14 protein-coding genes are annotated in these 15743 nt (G+C 43.1%); 12 read left to right on the top strand and 2 right to left on the bottom strand.

Annotated elements, in window-relative coordinates; all coding sequences use genetic code 11:
- Positions 1-40: 40 nt before the first annotated feature.
- Complete coding sequence (locus MKY75_RS16205; RefSeq protein ID WP_069010274.1) at positions 41-736, bottom strand: TerC family protein; 696 nt, start codon at positions 734-736, stop codon at positions 41-43.
- Positions 737-952: 216 nt separating this feature from the next.
- Between MKY75_RS16205 and MKY75_RS16200 the strand changes: the two genes are divergently transcribed.
- From MKY75_RS16200 to MKY75_RS16180, 5 genes are all read left to right on the top strand, one after another.
- A complete protein-coding gene (locus tag MKY75_RS16200) occupies positions 953-1612 on the top strand; it encodes a TerC family protein (RefSeq protein WP_029517771.1) in 660 nt (219 codons plus the stop codon).
- Positions 1613-1706: 94 nt separating this feature from the next.
- Positions 1707-2198 carry a LiaF transmembrane domain-containing protein gene (locus MKY75_RS16195; RefSeq protein ID WP_029517770.1) on the top strand — a complete coding sequence of 164 codons (492 nt, stop codon included), beginning with the start codon at positions 1707-1709 and terminating at the stop codon, positions 2196-2198.
- A 291-nt stretch (positions 2199-2489) separates the two neighbouring features.
- The gene (gene typA / locus MKY75_RS16190) at positions 2490-4331 is read left to right on the top strand and encodes a translational GTPase TypA (protein ID WP_029517769.1); all 1842 of its coding nucleotides are present in this window, start codon (positions 2490-2492) and stop codon (positions 4329-4331) included.
- A gap of 125 nt (positions 4332-4456) precedes the next feature.
- A complete protein-coding gene (locus MKY75_RS16185; RefSeq protein WP_340885934.1) occupies positions 4457-5518 on the top strand; it encodes an LCP family protein in 1062 nt (353 codons plus the stop codon).
- Positions 5519-5820: 302 nt separating this feature from the next.
- Positions 5821-7152 (top strand): PhoH family protein, encoded by a 1332-nt coding sequence (locus tag MKY75_RS16180; RefSeq protein ID WP_340885931.1) that lies wholly within the window; start codon positions 5821-5823, stop codon positions 7150-7152.
- Positions 7153-7253: 101 nt separating this feature from the next.
- Here MKY75_RS16180 and MKY75_RS16175 read toward each other — a convergent pair whose 3' ends face one another.
- Positions 7254-8339: a coiled-coil domain-containing protein gene (locus MKY75_RS16175; RefSeq protein ID WP_340885929.1), complete on the bottom strand. Its 1086-nt coding sequence runs from the start codon at positions 8337-8339 to the stop codon at positions 7254-7256.
- Between the two features lie 297 nt (positions 8340-8636).
- Here MKY75_RS16175 and MKY75_RS16170 point away from each other — a divergent pair, with 297 nt between their 5' ends.
- The 7 genes from MKY75_RS16170 to MKY75_RS16140 all read left to right on the top strand — a co-directional run bounded on the left by MKY75_RS16170 (position 8637) and on the right by MKY75_RS16140 (position 15664).
- Positions 8637-9287 (top strand): RsfA family transcriptional regulator, encoded by a 651-nt coding sequence (locus tag MKY75_RS16170; RefSeq protein ID WP_029517765.1) that lies wholly within the window; start codon positions 8637-8639, stop codon positions 9285-9287.
- Between the two features lie 126 nt (positions 9288-9413).
- Entirely contained in the window at positions 9414-10373 is a 960-nt protein-coding gene (locus MKY75_RS16165) for a ketopantoate reductase family protein (RefSeq protein WP_340885927.1), read from the top strand.
- Positions 10374-10377: 4 nt separating this feature from the next.
- Entirely contained in the window at positions 10378-10767 is a 390-nt protein-coding gene (locus tag MKY75_RS16160; RefSeq protein ID WP_013311106.1) for a DUF3397 domain-containing protein, read from the top strand.
- A 153-nt stretch (positions 10768-10920) separates the two neighbouring features.
- Entirely contained in the window at positions 10921-12624 is a 1704-nt protein-coding gene (locus MKY75_RS16155; RefSeq protein WP_029517764.1) for a peptide ABC transporter substrate-binding protein, read from the top strand.
- A gap of 202 nt (positions 12625-12826) precedes the next feature.
- Complete coding sequence (locus MKY75_RS16150; RefSeq protein ID WP_029517763.1) at positions 12827-13759, top strand: ABC transporter permease; 933 nt, start codon at positions 12827-12829, stop codon at positions 13757-13759.
- A 4-nt stretch (positions 13760-13763) separates the two neighbouring features.
- Entirely contained in the window at positions 13764-14714 is a 951-nt protein-coding gene (locus MKY75_RS16145) for an ABC transporter permease (RefSeq protein WP_029517762.1), read from the top strand.
- An 11-nt stretch (positions 14715-14725) separates the two neighbouring features.
- Entirely contained in the window at positions 14726-15664 is a 939-nt protein-coding gene (locus MKY75_RS16140) for an ABC transporter ATP-binding protein (protein ID WP_029517761.1), read from the top strand.
- Positions 15665-15743: the final 79 nt, after the last annotated feature.

Genomic DNA, 15743 nt, shown 5'->3' with positions numbered 1-15743 from the left:
TGCCTTTTTTGATTTTAGTTAAAACAGTTTTTGAAGCATTTTAAACAGCTTTTTCTCGACTGGACATTGCTTTGCGATTTTGAAGATATCCCGTGAGCAAAATACCAGCCATAACTGTAGCAATAAACAAGATACGCAGCGCAGGGTGCTCGGTAAAGTAAGGTTCCAGCTTACGTTCTTCAGTAATCATATTAGAGGCCGTATAACCAAGTACAGCCGATCCCAAATAGATAATCCAGGGGAATTTATTGATCAGTTTGATAAAAAGAGTGCTTCCCCATACCACGATTGGCACGCTGATTAACAGGCCCAGCACTACAAGTAGCAAATGCTGCTGGGCAGCGCCAGCAACAGCAATCACATTGTCCAGACCCATAGCCGCATCGGCTACAACAATCGTGCGGATAGCACCCCATAATGTTGTTCCCGCTTTGACTTCGGTATGGTCCTCCTGGTCTACGAGCAACTTATACGCAATCCAGACTAACATAATCCCCCCGATGAGTAACAACCACGGTACTTGAAGCAGCCAGAGTACCACAATGGTGGCTGCTATGCGAATAAGCAGGGCACCACCGGTGCCGTACAGTATCGCTTTTTTTTGCGTTGCAGGAGGCAGCTTTCTGGCGGCAAGTCCAATTACAATCGCATTATCCCCTGCGAGCAGAAGATCAATAAATATCACATTAAGCAGTAGCCAAAAGAACTGAAGTCCGGACATATCAATCGTTCTCATCTCCCTGATTAAACATCCTAAAATCGTTGTATGTGTTTATTTTAATACCCGTTTTCCGGAAATACGATTCATTATATGGCTGTTTGTTATTGATTTCAAGGTCTTTACTCAACGAATTTGACATCATTTTTTAATAAAGGATGACTTATTTGACAAAGCTTATAAGCATAGCCTCGTCCTATTTCGCATACAAGTAGGATGGGGGTGTTTGTACACATGGAGCATATCATTTTGCTGTTGAAAATATTAATGATTAATTTGGTGTTAAGCGGTGATAATGCGGTTGTTATAGCCATGGCGAGCAAAAATTTGCCTGCAAGGCAGCGGAGTCAAGCTATATGGTGGGGGGCAGTCGGTGCAGTCCTCCTGCGCTGTGTTTTGACTTTTGTAGCTGTCATTTTGCTGGGCATACCCTTTATTCAGGCGGCAGGTGGTCTACTTCTGTTATGGATTGCGTTTAAGCTGCTTTATGAGAGTGAGGATCATGTAGGAGTCAGAGCAGAAACAACCATATGGAAGGCTATACAGGTGATTCTGGTAGCGGACTTTGTGATGAGTCTAGATAACGTATTAGCTATTGCAGCACTAGCAGATGGGGATATCGCCATTATTGTCATTGGTATTGCAATTAGCATTCCGATAGTTGTCTGGGGCAGCAACGTAATTGCGATCTGGCTTCACCGGTTCCCTGTACTTGTTTTGCTCGGATCTGCAATCCTGGCTTTTACGGCAGGAGAAATGCTACTGCGTGATCCCCGATTGGGTGTATGGTTAGCAGGTACGGGAGAGCTTATACATGCATGGTTACCAGGACTCTTAGCCTCAGCAGTTGTGATTGCAGGAATATATCGTCAGCTACGTGCTCATCATATTTGAACGTAGTTTTTTTGGAAAACATCGGCTAAAATATACTTAAAAACAATCACATTAAGCGACCTAAAAACAAATTCAGCAAACAAAGGAGACCACGATGAATTCCGGAAAAGAGCGTATGATCGGAGTGGGCATTGTTGCCGTAGGACTGATTATTTTGTTGGGGAAACTGGGGACGTTCTCCTTCTTGGGACGAAACTTTTGGCCTTTGCTGTTTTTAATACCTGGAATCGTACTGCATGCAATGTACATGAAGCGTAAAGTTTCACCCTTTATGTTGCTGCCAGCAGGGATTTTATCGGTTTATGGCTTCTTATTTTTGCTCTGCAATATTTGGGGCTGGAATTTAATGGCCTATTTATGGCCTTTGTTACTTCTAGGTGTGGCGGTTGGATTATGGGAGTACGCCATTAATGATATTTCGCTTTCTCGTAATGTATATACGGGAGGCGTGATATTGGGCTTGGTATCGGTGTTTTTATTGGTCATTACCCTGTTAAGAACGGGTATCATATATGTTATTGCAGTTTTACTGATCGGCGCTGGAATCTGGTTGGTCGTAAACAACCGTGGCAAACGCAAATGGTAAACGACAAGCAATGAGATTTTATGGCGGTAAATTACGGAACAGGCAATAATGTCTTGCTTTATGACATATTTCAACTATAATATAATGGATATGATAAGAGCGTCGGAATGATTTCTGACGCTTATTTTAAGGTTTTCACGCGAATCGGAGAGAGAAGCTGTCTGTACAAAGCCTGAAACATATAGAAGGCTGGCAGGGAGTGGGCCTAAAGAACGATTGTTAGCCTTGAATCAGCACTGCTTCAGGATAGAGACACTATTTTGATATACGGAAAGGATATGGATACAAACCATGCATGCTAGAGAAAACATTCGCAATATTGCGATTATTGCCCACGTCGACCACGGAAAAACGACGCTTGTCGACAAGCTGCTTCAACAGTCCGGAACATTTAGAGAACACGAGGCTGTTCAGGAGCGCGCCATGGACTCCAACGATCTGGAGCGTGAACGCGGTATTACGATTTTGGCTAAAAATACAGCTATCACTTACAAAGATTATCTGATTAACATTGTAGATACACCAGGACACGCCGACTTTGGTGGCGAAGTGGAACGGATTATGAAAATGGTTGACGGTGTTTTGCTTGTCGTAGATGCTTACGAAGGTTGCATGCCGCAAACGAAATTCGTACTGCGTAAAGCGCTGGAACAAAATCTGACGCCTATCGTTGTAGTGAACAAAATTGACCGTCCGGCGGCTCGTCCGGCAGAAGTTATTGACGAAGTACTGGATCTGTTCATCGAGCTGGGTGCGAATGATGAGCAACTGGAATTCCCTGTTGTGTACGCTTCGGCGCTGAACGGAACATCCAGCATGGATGCTGAAAAGCAAGACGATAACATGCAAGCATTGTACGAAACAGTTGTAGAGCATATTCCGGCTCCAACTGAGAATGTAGATGAGCCTCTTCAATTCCTCGTAACACTGATGGATTATAACGAATACCTTGGCCGAATTGCAGTAGGTCGTGTAAACCGCGGTATCATCAAGCAGGGGCAAGCAGTCACAGTTATGCAACGTGATGGTAGTAGTAAATCGGCGCGTATTGAGAAGCTGTTCGGCTTCCAAGGCCTGAAACGTATTGAAACGGATCAAGCGGGCGCTGGTGACATTGTAGCGATTGCGGGAATTAAAGATATCAACATTGGTGAAACCATTGCTGATCCAAACCATCCTGAAGCGCTGCCTGTACTGAAGATTGATGAGCCGACACTGCAAATGACCTTCTTGGTTAACAACAGCCCATTCGCAGGTCGCGATGGTAAGTGGGTAACATCCCGTAAATTGCGTGAGCGTCTTCTGAAAGAACTCGAAACGGATGTCAGCTTACGTGTTGATGAAACGGATAGCCCGGACGCCTTTATTGTATCCGGACGTGGTGAGTTGCATCTGGGTATCTTGATTGAAAACATGCGTCGTGAAGGTTACGAACTGCAAGTGTCCAAACCGGAAGTTATCGTCAAGGAAATTGATGGTAAGAAAATGGAGCCAATCGAACGTCTCCTTATTGATATTCCGGAAGAAAGCATGGGCGCAGTTATGGAAAGTTTGGGCTCCCGTAAAGCCGAAATGGTTAACATGATTAATAACGGCACCGGACAAGTTCGCTTGGAATTCCTGATCCCTGCACGTGGTCTGATCGGCTACACTACAAACTTCCTGACTTTGACTCGTGGTTATGGCGTAATGAACCATGCGTTTGACAGCTATGGACCATTTGTTGGCGGTCAAGTAGGTGGACGTCATCAGGGTGTACTCGTGTCAACAGAAAACGGCAGCTCTACATTTTATGGTATGCTGGGCGTAGAAGATCGCGGTATTTTGTTCCTAGAGCCAGGTACTGAAATCTATGAGGGTATGATCGTTGGAGAGCACACACGTGATAACGACATCGTCGTTAACATTTGTAAAGAAAAACAACTGACAAACGTTCGTTCAGCAACAAAAGACGATACAGTTAAACTGAAAACACCTGTAATCTTCTCTTTGGAGCAAGCGCTCGAATACCTGAATGATGACGAGTATTGCGAAATTACACCTAATGCCATCCGTTTGCGTAAAAAGATTTTGAACAAAGGTGAACGCGAGCGTGCAGAGAAGCAACGTAAAACAGCACAAGCAAATATGTAATTGATTGGATTGGTCTTTGGCCACAGCGGCGACGCCCGGGAACGGGATGCGCCGCTGTGTGTGTTTTAGGATTGTAAACTTGGAGAAAGCTATATTTCTCAAAACGCAGGAAAAGGTGTTGAAGCATGAATAATCTTTCGAACGGATTGCCTCCCCGGACACAAACTGGGAAAAAATCCGCCAAACCGAAAAAAACGAAAAAGAAAAAAAGCTTTTTCAGATCGTTTATGAAGTTTGTCTTGTTTCTGCTCATTATAGGTATTTTAGCAGCAGGTGGTTATACCTACTATCTTTACAATCAGGTAGAGGAAGTTTTGGATACGGGGATCAACAAGGAAGTACCCAAAACACAATTGGCAGAAACTAAGCCTTTGACTATCTTATTGCTAGGAACCGATTACCGCCCTGATCATCCGACTTATTTGTCCGACGTTATTATGGTAGCTACATTGAACCCCAATACTAAATCGTCTACCATCGTGTCCCTACCGCGCGATACGCGTCTAGAAATGGATGGATATAAACCTCGCAAGTTGAATGAGTATTATCCGGTGTTTAAGGCTAGAGAAAAAGAATCTGGTGAAGTTGCTGAAGAACAGATGAAGAAGATGATCGGCAAATATTTAAACATTGATATCGATTATGTGACGGTTATTAACTTCCAGGGCTTTAGAGATGTAGTAGATAATTTGGGTGGCGTAGATGTGACGGTTGATAAAAACATGTGTTATCGTGACCGTGCAGATGGTACCGATATTAATCTGACAGCTGGAGCCAAGCATTTGAACGGTGACCAGGCTCTTGATTTTGTTCGCTACCGCAAATCGAATTGTCGTCCGAGAACAGCTGAATCTGACGATTTTGATCGCAATCGTCGACAAAATCAGGTGCTTCATTCTCTAATTGACCAAATGCAATCCTTTAACGCTTTGACCAAGTTTAGTGCAATTATTAAATCGGTTGATAAGAATATGATGACAGATATTGAGTCACAGCAAATGAAGAATATCGTACAAACCTATTGGAATATTTCCAAGCAAAATGTGAAATACAATCCGGTAGCGGGAACATGGCGTAGCCCGTATGTGTACATTGATGAGCAACAGCTCGATTTGGCCAAACAAGCGCTACAAGAGGAGTTAGCTAAAAAAGTAAGCGACAATACCGCAGCTTCTTCCAATTCCTGAGTATGTATATTTCTTCCCGCTTATGTTATACTCGCAGCGAGTAAAGCTCTTATATAACATAAGGGGGTTGAGGTATGTCTAAAGTTATAGTGAACCAAGTCTAGGTCCAGTGAGCAATCACTGGGCCTTTTGTGTCTAAATTCAAAAATGGACAGGCTCAGAGGCTATCTTCACTTACAACTTTTCGTTGTTTTATGCTGCTTTGGGGTTCTTTTTTCAGGGAATCAGCAAGTATTAGGTACCCGGTGAATAGGTATAGGTATGAAACACGAGATTGTCCACGCCGCTTTGGAGGGGATTTAATGAAGAAAATTTTTGTGCTGGATACGAATGTGCTGCTGCATGATCCGAAAGCCATTTTTACCTTCAAAGAACATGAAGTTGTTATTCCAGCTGTAGTTCTGGAAGAAATCGACTCCAAAAAACGCAACGCGGATGAGATTGGACGGAATGCCCGCAATGTATCGCGATTGTTGGACGGGTTGAGAGAAGTGGGCCATCTGCATAGTGGCGTTCCACTTCCCCAAGGTGGAAGGCTTAAGGTTGAGTTGAACCACCGAAGTTTTTTGAAAGTTCAGGAGATGTTCGGGGAGGTTTCGAACGATAACCGGATTTTGGCGGTCGCCTTGAATTATCATCTGGAAGAGCAGGAGCAGCCTGAGCCGCGTTCGGTCGTTTTGGTCAGTAAAGACGTGCTGGTCAGGATCAAAGCAGATGTATTGGGACTGCTGACTGAAGACTACCTCTCCGATAGAACAGGCGATTTAAGTGAGCTATACCCCGGATACTCGGCAATACAGGTGCACCCGTCCACCATAGATGAATTTTACTCTAACCGTTTTTTACTAATCAAGTCACTGGAACTACCTTATACACTGTATCCACATGAATTTGTCATTCTGAAAGATGAAATGGGAACTGGAAAATCAGCATTACTGAAAGTTAACCAGGAGGCAGAGCGATTAGAGCCGCTGTACTTAAGTAACGAATCAGTATGGGGAATCAGCGCGCGCAATGCTCAACAGAGGATGGCATTGGAGCTTTTGCTTAATGATGATATCCCTCTCGTGACCATTACAGGAAAAGCGGGTACGGGCAAAACGTTGCTGGCGCTGGCGGCAGGTTTGCTTAAAGTAGAGGATGAACATCGCTTCAAGAAACTGCTGATTGCTCGACCTGTTGTTCCTATGGGCAAGGATATTGGTTATTTACCAGGAGAAAAGGATGAAAAGCTTCGTCCATGGATGCAACCAATCTACGACAATCTGGAATATCTGTTTGATGCCAAAAAATCAGGTGATATCGACAAAATTTTGATGGGCTTGGGCAGTATTCAGGTGGAGGCACTTACTTATATTCGCGGACGTTCGATACCTGGGCAATTTATTATAGTCGATGAGGCGCAGAATTTATCCCGACATGAGATTAAAACGATTGTGTCTCGGGTGGGTGAGGGAAGCAAGATCATTTTGATGGGAGACCCGGAGCAGATTGATCACCCTTATCTGGATGCAGCCAGCAACGGTTTAACCTATGTAGTGGAGCGGTTTAAGCAAGAAGGGATTAGCGGGCATATCATGTTGGAAAAAGGAGAACGCTCCAAGCTCGCACAGTTGGCAGCCGATCTGCTATAAAGTCCATATCGTTATTACAAATAACAAGACCTCGGGAATATCCCGGGGTCTTGTTTTATACGCGTGAAAATTCAGAACATTGAAGGCAAGCAAAAGCCAGTTTACTTAAAATTTAATTCGAGCTTAACTTCAAGCATTCCTGCTAAAGTGCGTACTTCTGTGGCTTTGACATAGGAAATAAGCTGCTGTGGGTAGAAACCCAGATCAAAATCCCTTTCCAGCTTGTTGCGGGTCGTATCAGGTAGTTCCAGACCATTAAATACTAATCGATCCACATGAAATAAAATTGAATTTTTTGGTTCATTCTCCACCGTGTAGTGACCTTCTACCCTTAATTTCATCGTTCCTTGTTGGCCTTCTACCATAATTTGATCCTGCGCAAATGTAAAGTTGAAGTGATTAAACAATTCATTTTCTGACTTTAAAAAACGGTTAAAGTCCTCTTCACGAATGCTTATCGTAATGACTTTTCCATTTGTAACCATGGCACCTTGTTGTTGTTGAATGAATTGCGGTAAATCCTGCATAGCTTGAGCTAATGCTTTAAAGTGTTTATTTACCTCGTAGACACCTACATTCTCCCAATAAGCTGTCATTTCGCCAATTAGCTTGCGTAGGGTATCCGGGTGATTACTGGCGTTAACGCCGTCATTTACACGCGACTGAAGCAGGACAATGCGTTTACGTTGAGCCAGTAAGTTTGTTTTGACTGTCTCCAATTCCATTGAGGCTTGGGTGACTTGTTGTTCTGTTTTTCGCATAGATTGATAATTGGATTCGTATTCTTGAAGCACATCCTGATCGTGACTAATCAATAACAAGTAGTAATCGTACAGAGAGAGAAGTTGCCTTATACTTTTTGCCCCTAGCACCACACTTAACAGCTTGTCCCTTTCCCCCATATAATAAGATCGCAGCACAGAGCCTGCACGCTTCCGTTGTATGGTCATTTGCTCTTGCTGAACGGTGAGGTTACTTCGCAGTTCCTGCTGGCGCTGCAAAAGAGTCTGTTGCTCCTGACTGATTCGCTCAATTTCATGGTCTATCTCTACAATCGACAGACTATCTTGTAAAATCTGACTTTCTTCTTGGGAGGGAGCGGCTAGAGTAGGACGTACATATATGAAAGTTAGCAACATAATGGTGCTCAGCAGGGTGCTGATTGTGATTTTTATTCGTTTGTTCATTTGGTTTCCCCTTTTATGTATTCCCGAAAAAAACTCATGGTAATGTATATGATCCTTTCTGTTTCTTTAACCATTCATTTTATTGTACAGCAGTCTGAGCATGCTTGAAACCCGAAACTGTTTACGTTCACGTATGAGTTCTTGCAGAAATGGAAATACAATTTAGTATCAAATAGATTCTATGAACTCTACGAGAGGCATAGGAATGAATAAACAGCTTTTATACCCTATTCAAATACCGGCAGGATCGGTTCATGAAGACGGTTATTTCAGGATGTTGTTAGGAGGGCTAGAGGCATGACTGCAATAAGACAAGATGCATGGAGTGTGGAAGATGACTTGATATTGGCGGAGGTGACATTGCGGCATATCCGTGAAGGTGGAACGCAGCTTGCTGCGTTTGAGGAGGTTGGACAAAAGATAGGAAGAACCTCTGCAGCATGCGGCTTTCGTTGGAACAGTTGCGTGCGCAAACGTTACGATGAAGCAATTAGCATTGCCAAAGCACAGCGCCAGAAGCGCAGTTATATCCGCAAGCAGAACCCGGTAGGTGTATCACAGGTTGCGGCTTTTGCCTCGCTTGATACAGTCGAAGGTGGGTACAGAACGGATGGTACGAGTGAGGATACATTATCTATTGATGCAGTAATTCGTTTCTTGCGTCAATGGAAGGGATCCGTCCAGGAAACGAATCGGCAGATTAAGATGCTGGAGAAAGATTTACGGGAAAAGGAAGAAGAATTGAGTCAGCTTCGCTCCATTAATGACCGGCTGTCCAAAGAAGTGAATGAGGTGCAAACCGACTATCGTGTTGTGAATGATGATTATAAAGCTCTGATTCAGATTATGGACCGGGCTCGGCGCTTGGCTCTAATTACTGAAGATGAGGAAGAGCTTAAATCCAGATTCAAAATGGATGCCAATGGGAATCTGGAGCGCATTGAGTAACAAGATTACTTCTGCAATTCTGAAATAAAACGTCAACTAGCGCTTTGCCGTAGTTGGCGTTTTTTGTATTTCTTTAGAGTGCATATGATATAGTAGAAAAAAAGATGGAAGCGAGACGATACAAAGGTGATTGATATTATTGGAGCGGGTTCGCTGGGATTGTTGTTTGCGGGGAGGTTGTCTGCTTCAGGTACGAAAGTAAGGCTGTGGACACGTACACTTGAACAGGCACGCGTCATTACTCATGAAGGAATCACTGTGTTTGATAAGGAGGGGCAGGTGGCAGTACATATGTCTGGAGATAAATTGAAGGTAGCGCCATTGGCAGATTGGCAACGGTTAAATTCACAGGCTCCGGCACGATGGATAATGCTTATGACCAAACAGGGGGCGATTGAGGAAGTATTAGAACAGATCCAGCCTGCAGCTCAAATGGACAGAGATATAGGAATCGTTTGCTTGCAGAATGGAATCGGTCATATAGAACGTATTAGAAAGGCTTGGCCTAAAGCTGTGGTATGCCCTGCTGTGACGACTGAAGGAGCCAAGAGGCAGGGAGTCGCATCTATTGTACATGCAGGATCGGGTGTTACTGAAATAGGTTGTTCGGAGGAAGGGGAGGAGTCGAAGAACAATAATTTTAACCAATGTGTGCTAAATCGGCTGCTTGCAGCAGGATTTGACGCTTGCTTGTCGAAAGAAATCGAGAACGGTATGTATCGCAAGTTGTTGATCAATGCTGTAATCAATCCGCTGACGGCGGTATGGCGAGTTCGTAATGGCGAGCTGCTTTCGCACCCTATTCGAATACATATGATGCGCAGGTTGTACGATGAAGGCATTCAAGTGTATGAAGCTCATGGTATCCACTGGGAAAACGCATGGTGGGAGCAAATTATAAATGTATGCCGGTCAACGGCAGAAAATCACTCGTCCATGCTAGCTGATGTACTTGCACAGTCCATGACGGAAGTTGCTTCAATTAACGGACAACTGGTGCAGATGGCAGATCAGGCTGGGGTTACTGCACCAACTCATGAGGTATTGTGGCAATTAATTGAAGGTATGCGGCTAAAAGAGGGGTGATCAGTTGAGTCTTATACAAGGTACTATTATCACTTTCAGTATTCTTCCCTTTTTTCCGTTTTTGATCGTGTTTGCGGTTTGTCGCTACATTCTTAAAATGGAAAAAAAGAAATCGTTACTTACTTCTATGGATATTACCACGTTTTTTCTGATATTTTCCGTCGCAGCACTCTTTAACGTCATTTTTACATCTCGATTCGGTTTTTATTTGATTCTACTGCTCCTATTACTGGCCTTGGGTTTAATTGGAGGAGCTCAAAATCGAATAAAAGGAAAGGTTGATGGTAAAAGATTATGTAGAGCGGTCTGGAGATTAACTTTTATAGCAATGACATTGGCGTATATTTTGTTGACTGTTGTTGGTATATTTAAGAATATATTCAACATCATGTGATATAAGATGACATGGAATGGTGAAAAAATATGAATTAATCATGTTTTTTTGAAAAAAAAGCTCAATTTGAAGAAATGTAATGTAGATTTTTTTGACCGCTGGTTGTATAATCTATAAACATATACCACTTTAGAACTAGGGGGAAAACGCTAGATGAAAAGGAAAAGCTTTTTAGTCCTTTTGACACTCATTCTTGCAGTTGGCGCATTGCTCGCAGGTTGCGGCTCCAGCAAGAACGATACCAATGGTAAGGGCGCACAAGAAAACACCTCGACTACGCCGGCTCCGGCCGACAAGCAAATTTTGCGCATTAACCTTGCATCCGAGCCGCCAACGTTCGATCCGGCACAGGCTCAAGATACTCAAGCAAACACTGTTTTAAAAACAATGTATGAAGGTCTTGTTCGCATGGGCCCTGATGGTAAAGAAATTCCTGGCGTAGCTGAATCTTGGAAAATTTCCGATGACGGCAAAACCTATACGTTTAAGCTTCGCGATACTGCAAAATGGAGTAATGGCGACCCAGTCAAAGCAAGCGACTTCGTATTTGCTTGGCAACGGGTATTGGATCCTTCCACGGCTCCTGCACCTCCATATGCTTACCAATTGTACTATATCAAAAATGCTGAGGGTTACAACCTGAGCACTTCCAAATCTTTTAAAGGTACTAAAGTTACGGACTTCAAAGATGTAGGTGTCAAAGCAGTTGACGACCATACATTACAGGTAGAACTGGAACATGCAACACCTTACTTCCTGGGATTGACTTCTTTCTACACCTATTATCCGGTGCATCCGTCTGTTAAAGGTAATGATAAATGGGCGACTAAAAAAGAAAGCATGATCACTAACGGGCCTTTCACATTGTCGACTTGGGAGACAGGTCAAAAGATTGAGGTTTCCAAAAGCGAGAATTATTGGGGTAAGGACGAAATTAAACTGAAGAAAATTACAATGTCCCTTGTAAACAGCGGTGCAACAGAACTCGCTTCTTACAGAAGTGGACAACTTGATTATGCAGGTAAACCTAATGGTGAAATTCCTGCAGACCAAATGATGGCTGTGAAAAATGAAATGCCTAATGAATTCCAGGCTAAAGGTATAGCAAGCACCTATTACTATTTGTTTAACGTCACCGAAAAACCGTTCAATAATCTTAAAATTCGTAAAGCATTTGCAATGTCGATTCAACGTCAGCCGATTGTTGATAGAGTAACGATGGGTGGAGAGATTCCTGCTTACGGCTTTGTACCTCCGGGTATTAAAGGTTTATCTCAGGAATACCGTAATGAGCATAAAGATGATTATTTCAAAGAAGATGTAGCTGAAGCGAAGAAATTGCTTCAAGAAGGTATGAAGGAAGAAGGAGTAACTTCACTCCCTCCAATCACTCTACTCTACAATTCTACTGAAGGACACCAAAAAATTGCTTTGGCAGTTGCAGATATGTGGAAGAAAAGCCTGGGAATCGATGTGAAAACGCAAAACCAGGAGTGGGGCGTATTTATCCAAACACGTAACAAGTTGAATTTCCAAATTGCTCGTGGTGGATGGTCTGCTGACTTTAATGATCCGATGACATTCTTGGATATCTGGACAACTGGTAATGGCAACAATAATTCTGGATATTCTAATCCTGAATATGATGGTTTGATTAAAGCGGCTAAAACAGAAACTGATCCAGGAAAACGCATGGAAATATTTGCGAAAGCAGAGAAGCTTCTTGTTCAGGATGATATGGTTTTACTGCCGATTTATTACTACTCTAATACTTCTTTGACGAAACCAAATGTAAAAGGCGTTGCCTTGGATTTTAGTGGTGCAATTGATTTTACAAGAGCTTATATAACACAGTAAGTAGCTGATACTTGATTCTGAAGTTGAAGAGTTACTTCGGGATATATATGTGGGTACTGCCATATATATCCCGTTTTTTTTGTGTGTGAGGGTTCTTCTTAATATGATTAAATTAACCATGCATATAAGTAGATTGGACAACCCAACTCTATTTCTATAGAATCGAATGGTGTCGAAAAAATATGGGGGGTGTAAACGGGCGATGGCGCGTTATTTGATCAGTAAATTTATATTTATGCTTATTTCTTTGCTCATTCTGATCTCTGCGACGTTCTTTCTGATGAAGGCAATTCCAGGTAACCCTTTTATGAGCGAAAGAGCGACGTCTCCTGAGATTCAAGCCCGATTAATGGAACAGTATGGGTTGGATAAGCCTGTATATGTACAATATTTTAAATACTTAGGTGATATTGTTACGGGTGATTTTGGTATTTCTATGAAAAAATTGAATCAAGATGTGAGCGACATTATTGGACAGACCTTTATGGTATCATTAAAATTAGGTCTCGTAGCAATTATTGTCTCCATTATTGTCGGTATTTTACTAGGCATGCTGGCGGCTTTGTACCATCGTAGACTCATTGATACCGTAGCGATGATATTGGCAATTCTAGGTATTGCGGTTCCCAGCTTCGTTTTGGCATCATTAATCCAGTTCTTTTTTGCCCAAAAGTTGGAATTGTTTAATGTTATGGGTTTTGAGGGCCCAATGGACTACGTTCTGCCTGTTGCGGCTTTGTCCGCTCAACCAATTGCGTTTATTGCACGATTGACGCGTTCCAGTATGATAGAAGTACTGCATGCAGATTATATCAAAACGGCCAAAGCTAAAGGCTTGAAATCCATTACGATCATGTTCAAGCACGTTGTGCGGAATGCTATTTTGCCAGTTGTTACCTACGTAGGTCCAATGACAGCGAATATTATTACCGGATCTGTGGTTATTGAACGGATTTTCGGGATTGGCGGTATTGGTAAAGTGTTTGTGGAAAGTATCACAAGCCGTGATTACACTATGATTATGGGGATAACGATTTTTTACGGTGTTTTGCTTATGTTAGCGCGTTTTATTACAGATGTCGCGTATGGGTTTATTGATCCTCGGATTAAGCTGTCCGGCGGGAAGGAGGGGTAACTTTATGTCTGTGAAAGACAATGCTGTGAATTTGGATAAACTTCAGGTGAAACCGGAAGATTTCCAAAAAATAGGTGTCGATGAAAAGCAGTCTGAAGTTATTCAGCGAGAAAGCTTATCTGCTTGGCGCGATGCCTGGGAACGACTTCGTAAAAACAAGGTTGCAATGACTAGCTTGATTGTTTTAGTTCTGATTGTGCTTTTTTCTTTAATCGGCCCGATATTGTCACCCTATAATTATTACTCTAATGATTTACTCAGCACGAATCTGCCACCTTCCGCGGAGCATTGGTTCGGTACGGATGATCTTGGACGTGATATGTTTGTCCGTACATGGATGGGAGCACGGATTTCCTTGACGATAGGTCTGGCTGCAGCTTTGATTGATTTGCTGATTGGTGTTATTTATGGTGGAATTATGGGTTACTTTGGTGGCCGCGTTGATGAAATCATGAATAAATTTTCTGAAATCCTGTACTCCATTCCTTACTTGCTTGTTACGATCCTGTTGCTGGTTGTACTGGAGCCAAGTATCACTACAATCATTATTGCGCTTTGTGTGACCGGGTGGATTAACATGTCGTGGATTGTACGTGGTGAAATGATGCAACTCAAAAACAGAGAGTTTGTACTTGCTTCCCGTTCCATGGGTGCTGGAGCAGGTCGTTTGCTTTTCCGCCACCTCTTGCCTAATGCAGTAGGTCCGATCATCGTTACATTGACGTTGAGCGTTCCGACCGCTATTTTTTCCGAAGCTTTCCTGAGCTTCCTCGGGTTAGGGGTACCGAATCCGGAGGCATCGCTGGGTTCAATGATTGAATCAGCTCTGACCGGGTGGATGTATTACCCGTGGCGGATGCTTTTCCCGGCAGGTTTGATCAGTTTGATTATGCTTGCGTTCAACCTTTTTGGCGACGGCTTGCGTGATGCGCTTGATCCGAAGTTGAAGAAATAGGAGGTGAGATCATGGTGAGTAGCAACAATTTAATTGAGGTTGAAGGTCTTAAAAAGTATTTTAATGTTGGCAAAAACCGTGTGCTCAAAGCGGTGGACAACCTGAATTTCTATATTCGTGAGGGTGAAACGCTGGGTATGGTTGGCGAATCCGGCTGTGGTAAGTCTACAGCGGGTCGTACGATTTTGCGCTTGTATGAACCTACAGCAGGAAGCGTACGTTTTAACGGGACGGATATTTACAAATTATCACCGAGTAAAATGAAAGCCATGCGCCGTGATATGCAGATGATCTTTCAAGATCCGTATGCATCATTGAACCCGCGTTTTACTGTTTCTGATATTATTGGTGAGGCGCTGGATATTCACAATATGGCGGGTAGCCGTGCAGAACGTAAGAAACGGATTGAAGAGTTACTTGATCTGGTTGGTTTGAACCCTGACCATGCAACACGCTATCCGCATGAGTTTTCTGGTGGTCAACGTCAGCGGATCGGTATTGCACGCGCACTAGCGGTTAATCCTAAATTCATCATTTGTGATGAGCCGATTTCGGCTCTTGACGTATCTATCCAGGCTCAGGTTGTCAACCTGCTAAAAGAGCTTCAAGAACGTTTGGGTCTGACATATCTGTTCATTGCGCATGATCTGTCGATGGTTAAGCACATCAGTGATCGGGTAGCTGTAATGTATATGGGTAGAATGGTCGAGCTTGCAGAAAGCGCTGAGTTGTATGCAAATCCGATCCATCCTTATACGAAAATGCTTTTGTCGGCGATCCCACTTCCTGATCCAGAAGTAGAAGCTAACAAAAAACGGATTATTATGCCAGGCGACCAAGCAGGCCCGATTCATGATGCATCTGGCAATAAGACAGGGGCTTATAACCTGGAAAATGCCACGCTCATCGAAGTGTCCAAAGGACATTTTGTAGCTGAGCCTTACGCCTGATCTTGTTTTATGCAACAACCGCCGAGTTATTCGGCGGTTTTTTTTGTAGGAAGCTTTGACGTGGACATGGGCTTTCGGT

The organism is Paenibacillus sp. FSL L8-0663, from assembly GCF_038008125.1.
Lineage (GTDB): Bacteria > Bacillota > Bacilli > Paenibacillales > Paenibacillaceae > Paenibacillus > Paenibacillus polymyxa_D.
Note: the sequence above shows the minus strand (reverse complement) of the source record. Positions and strands in the feature narration are given on the sequence as shown.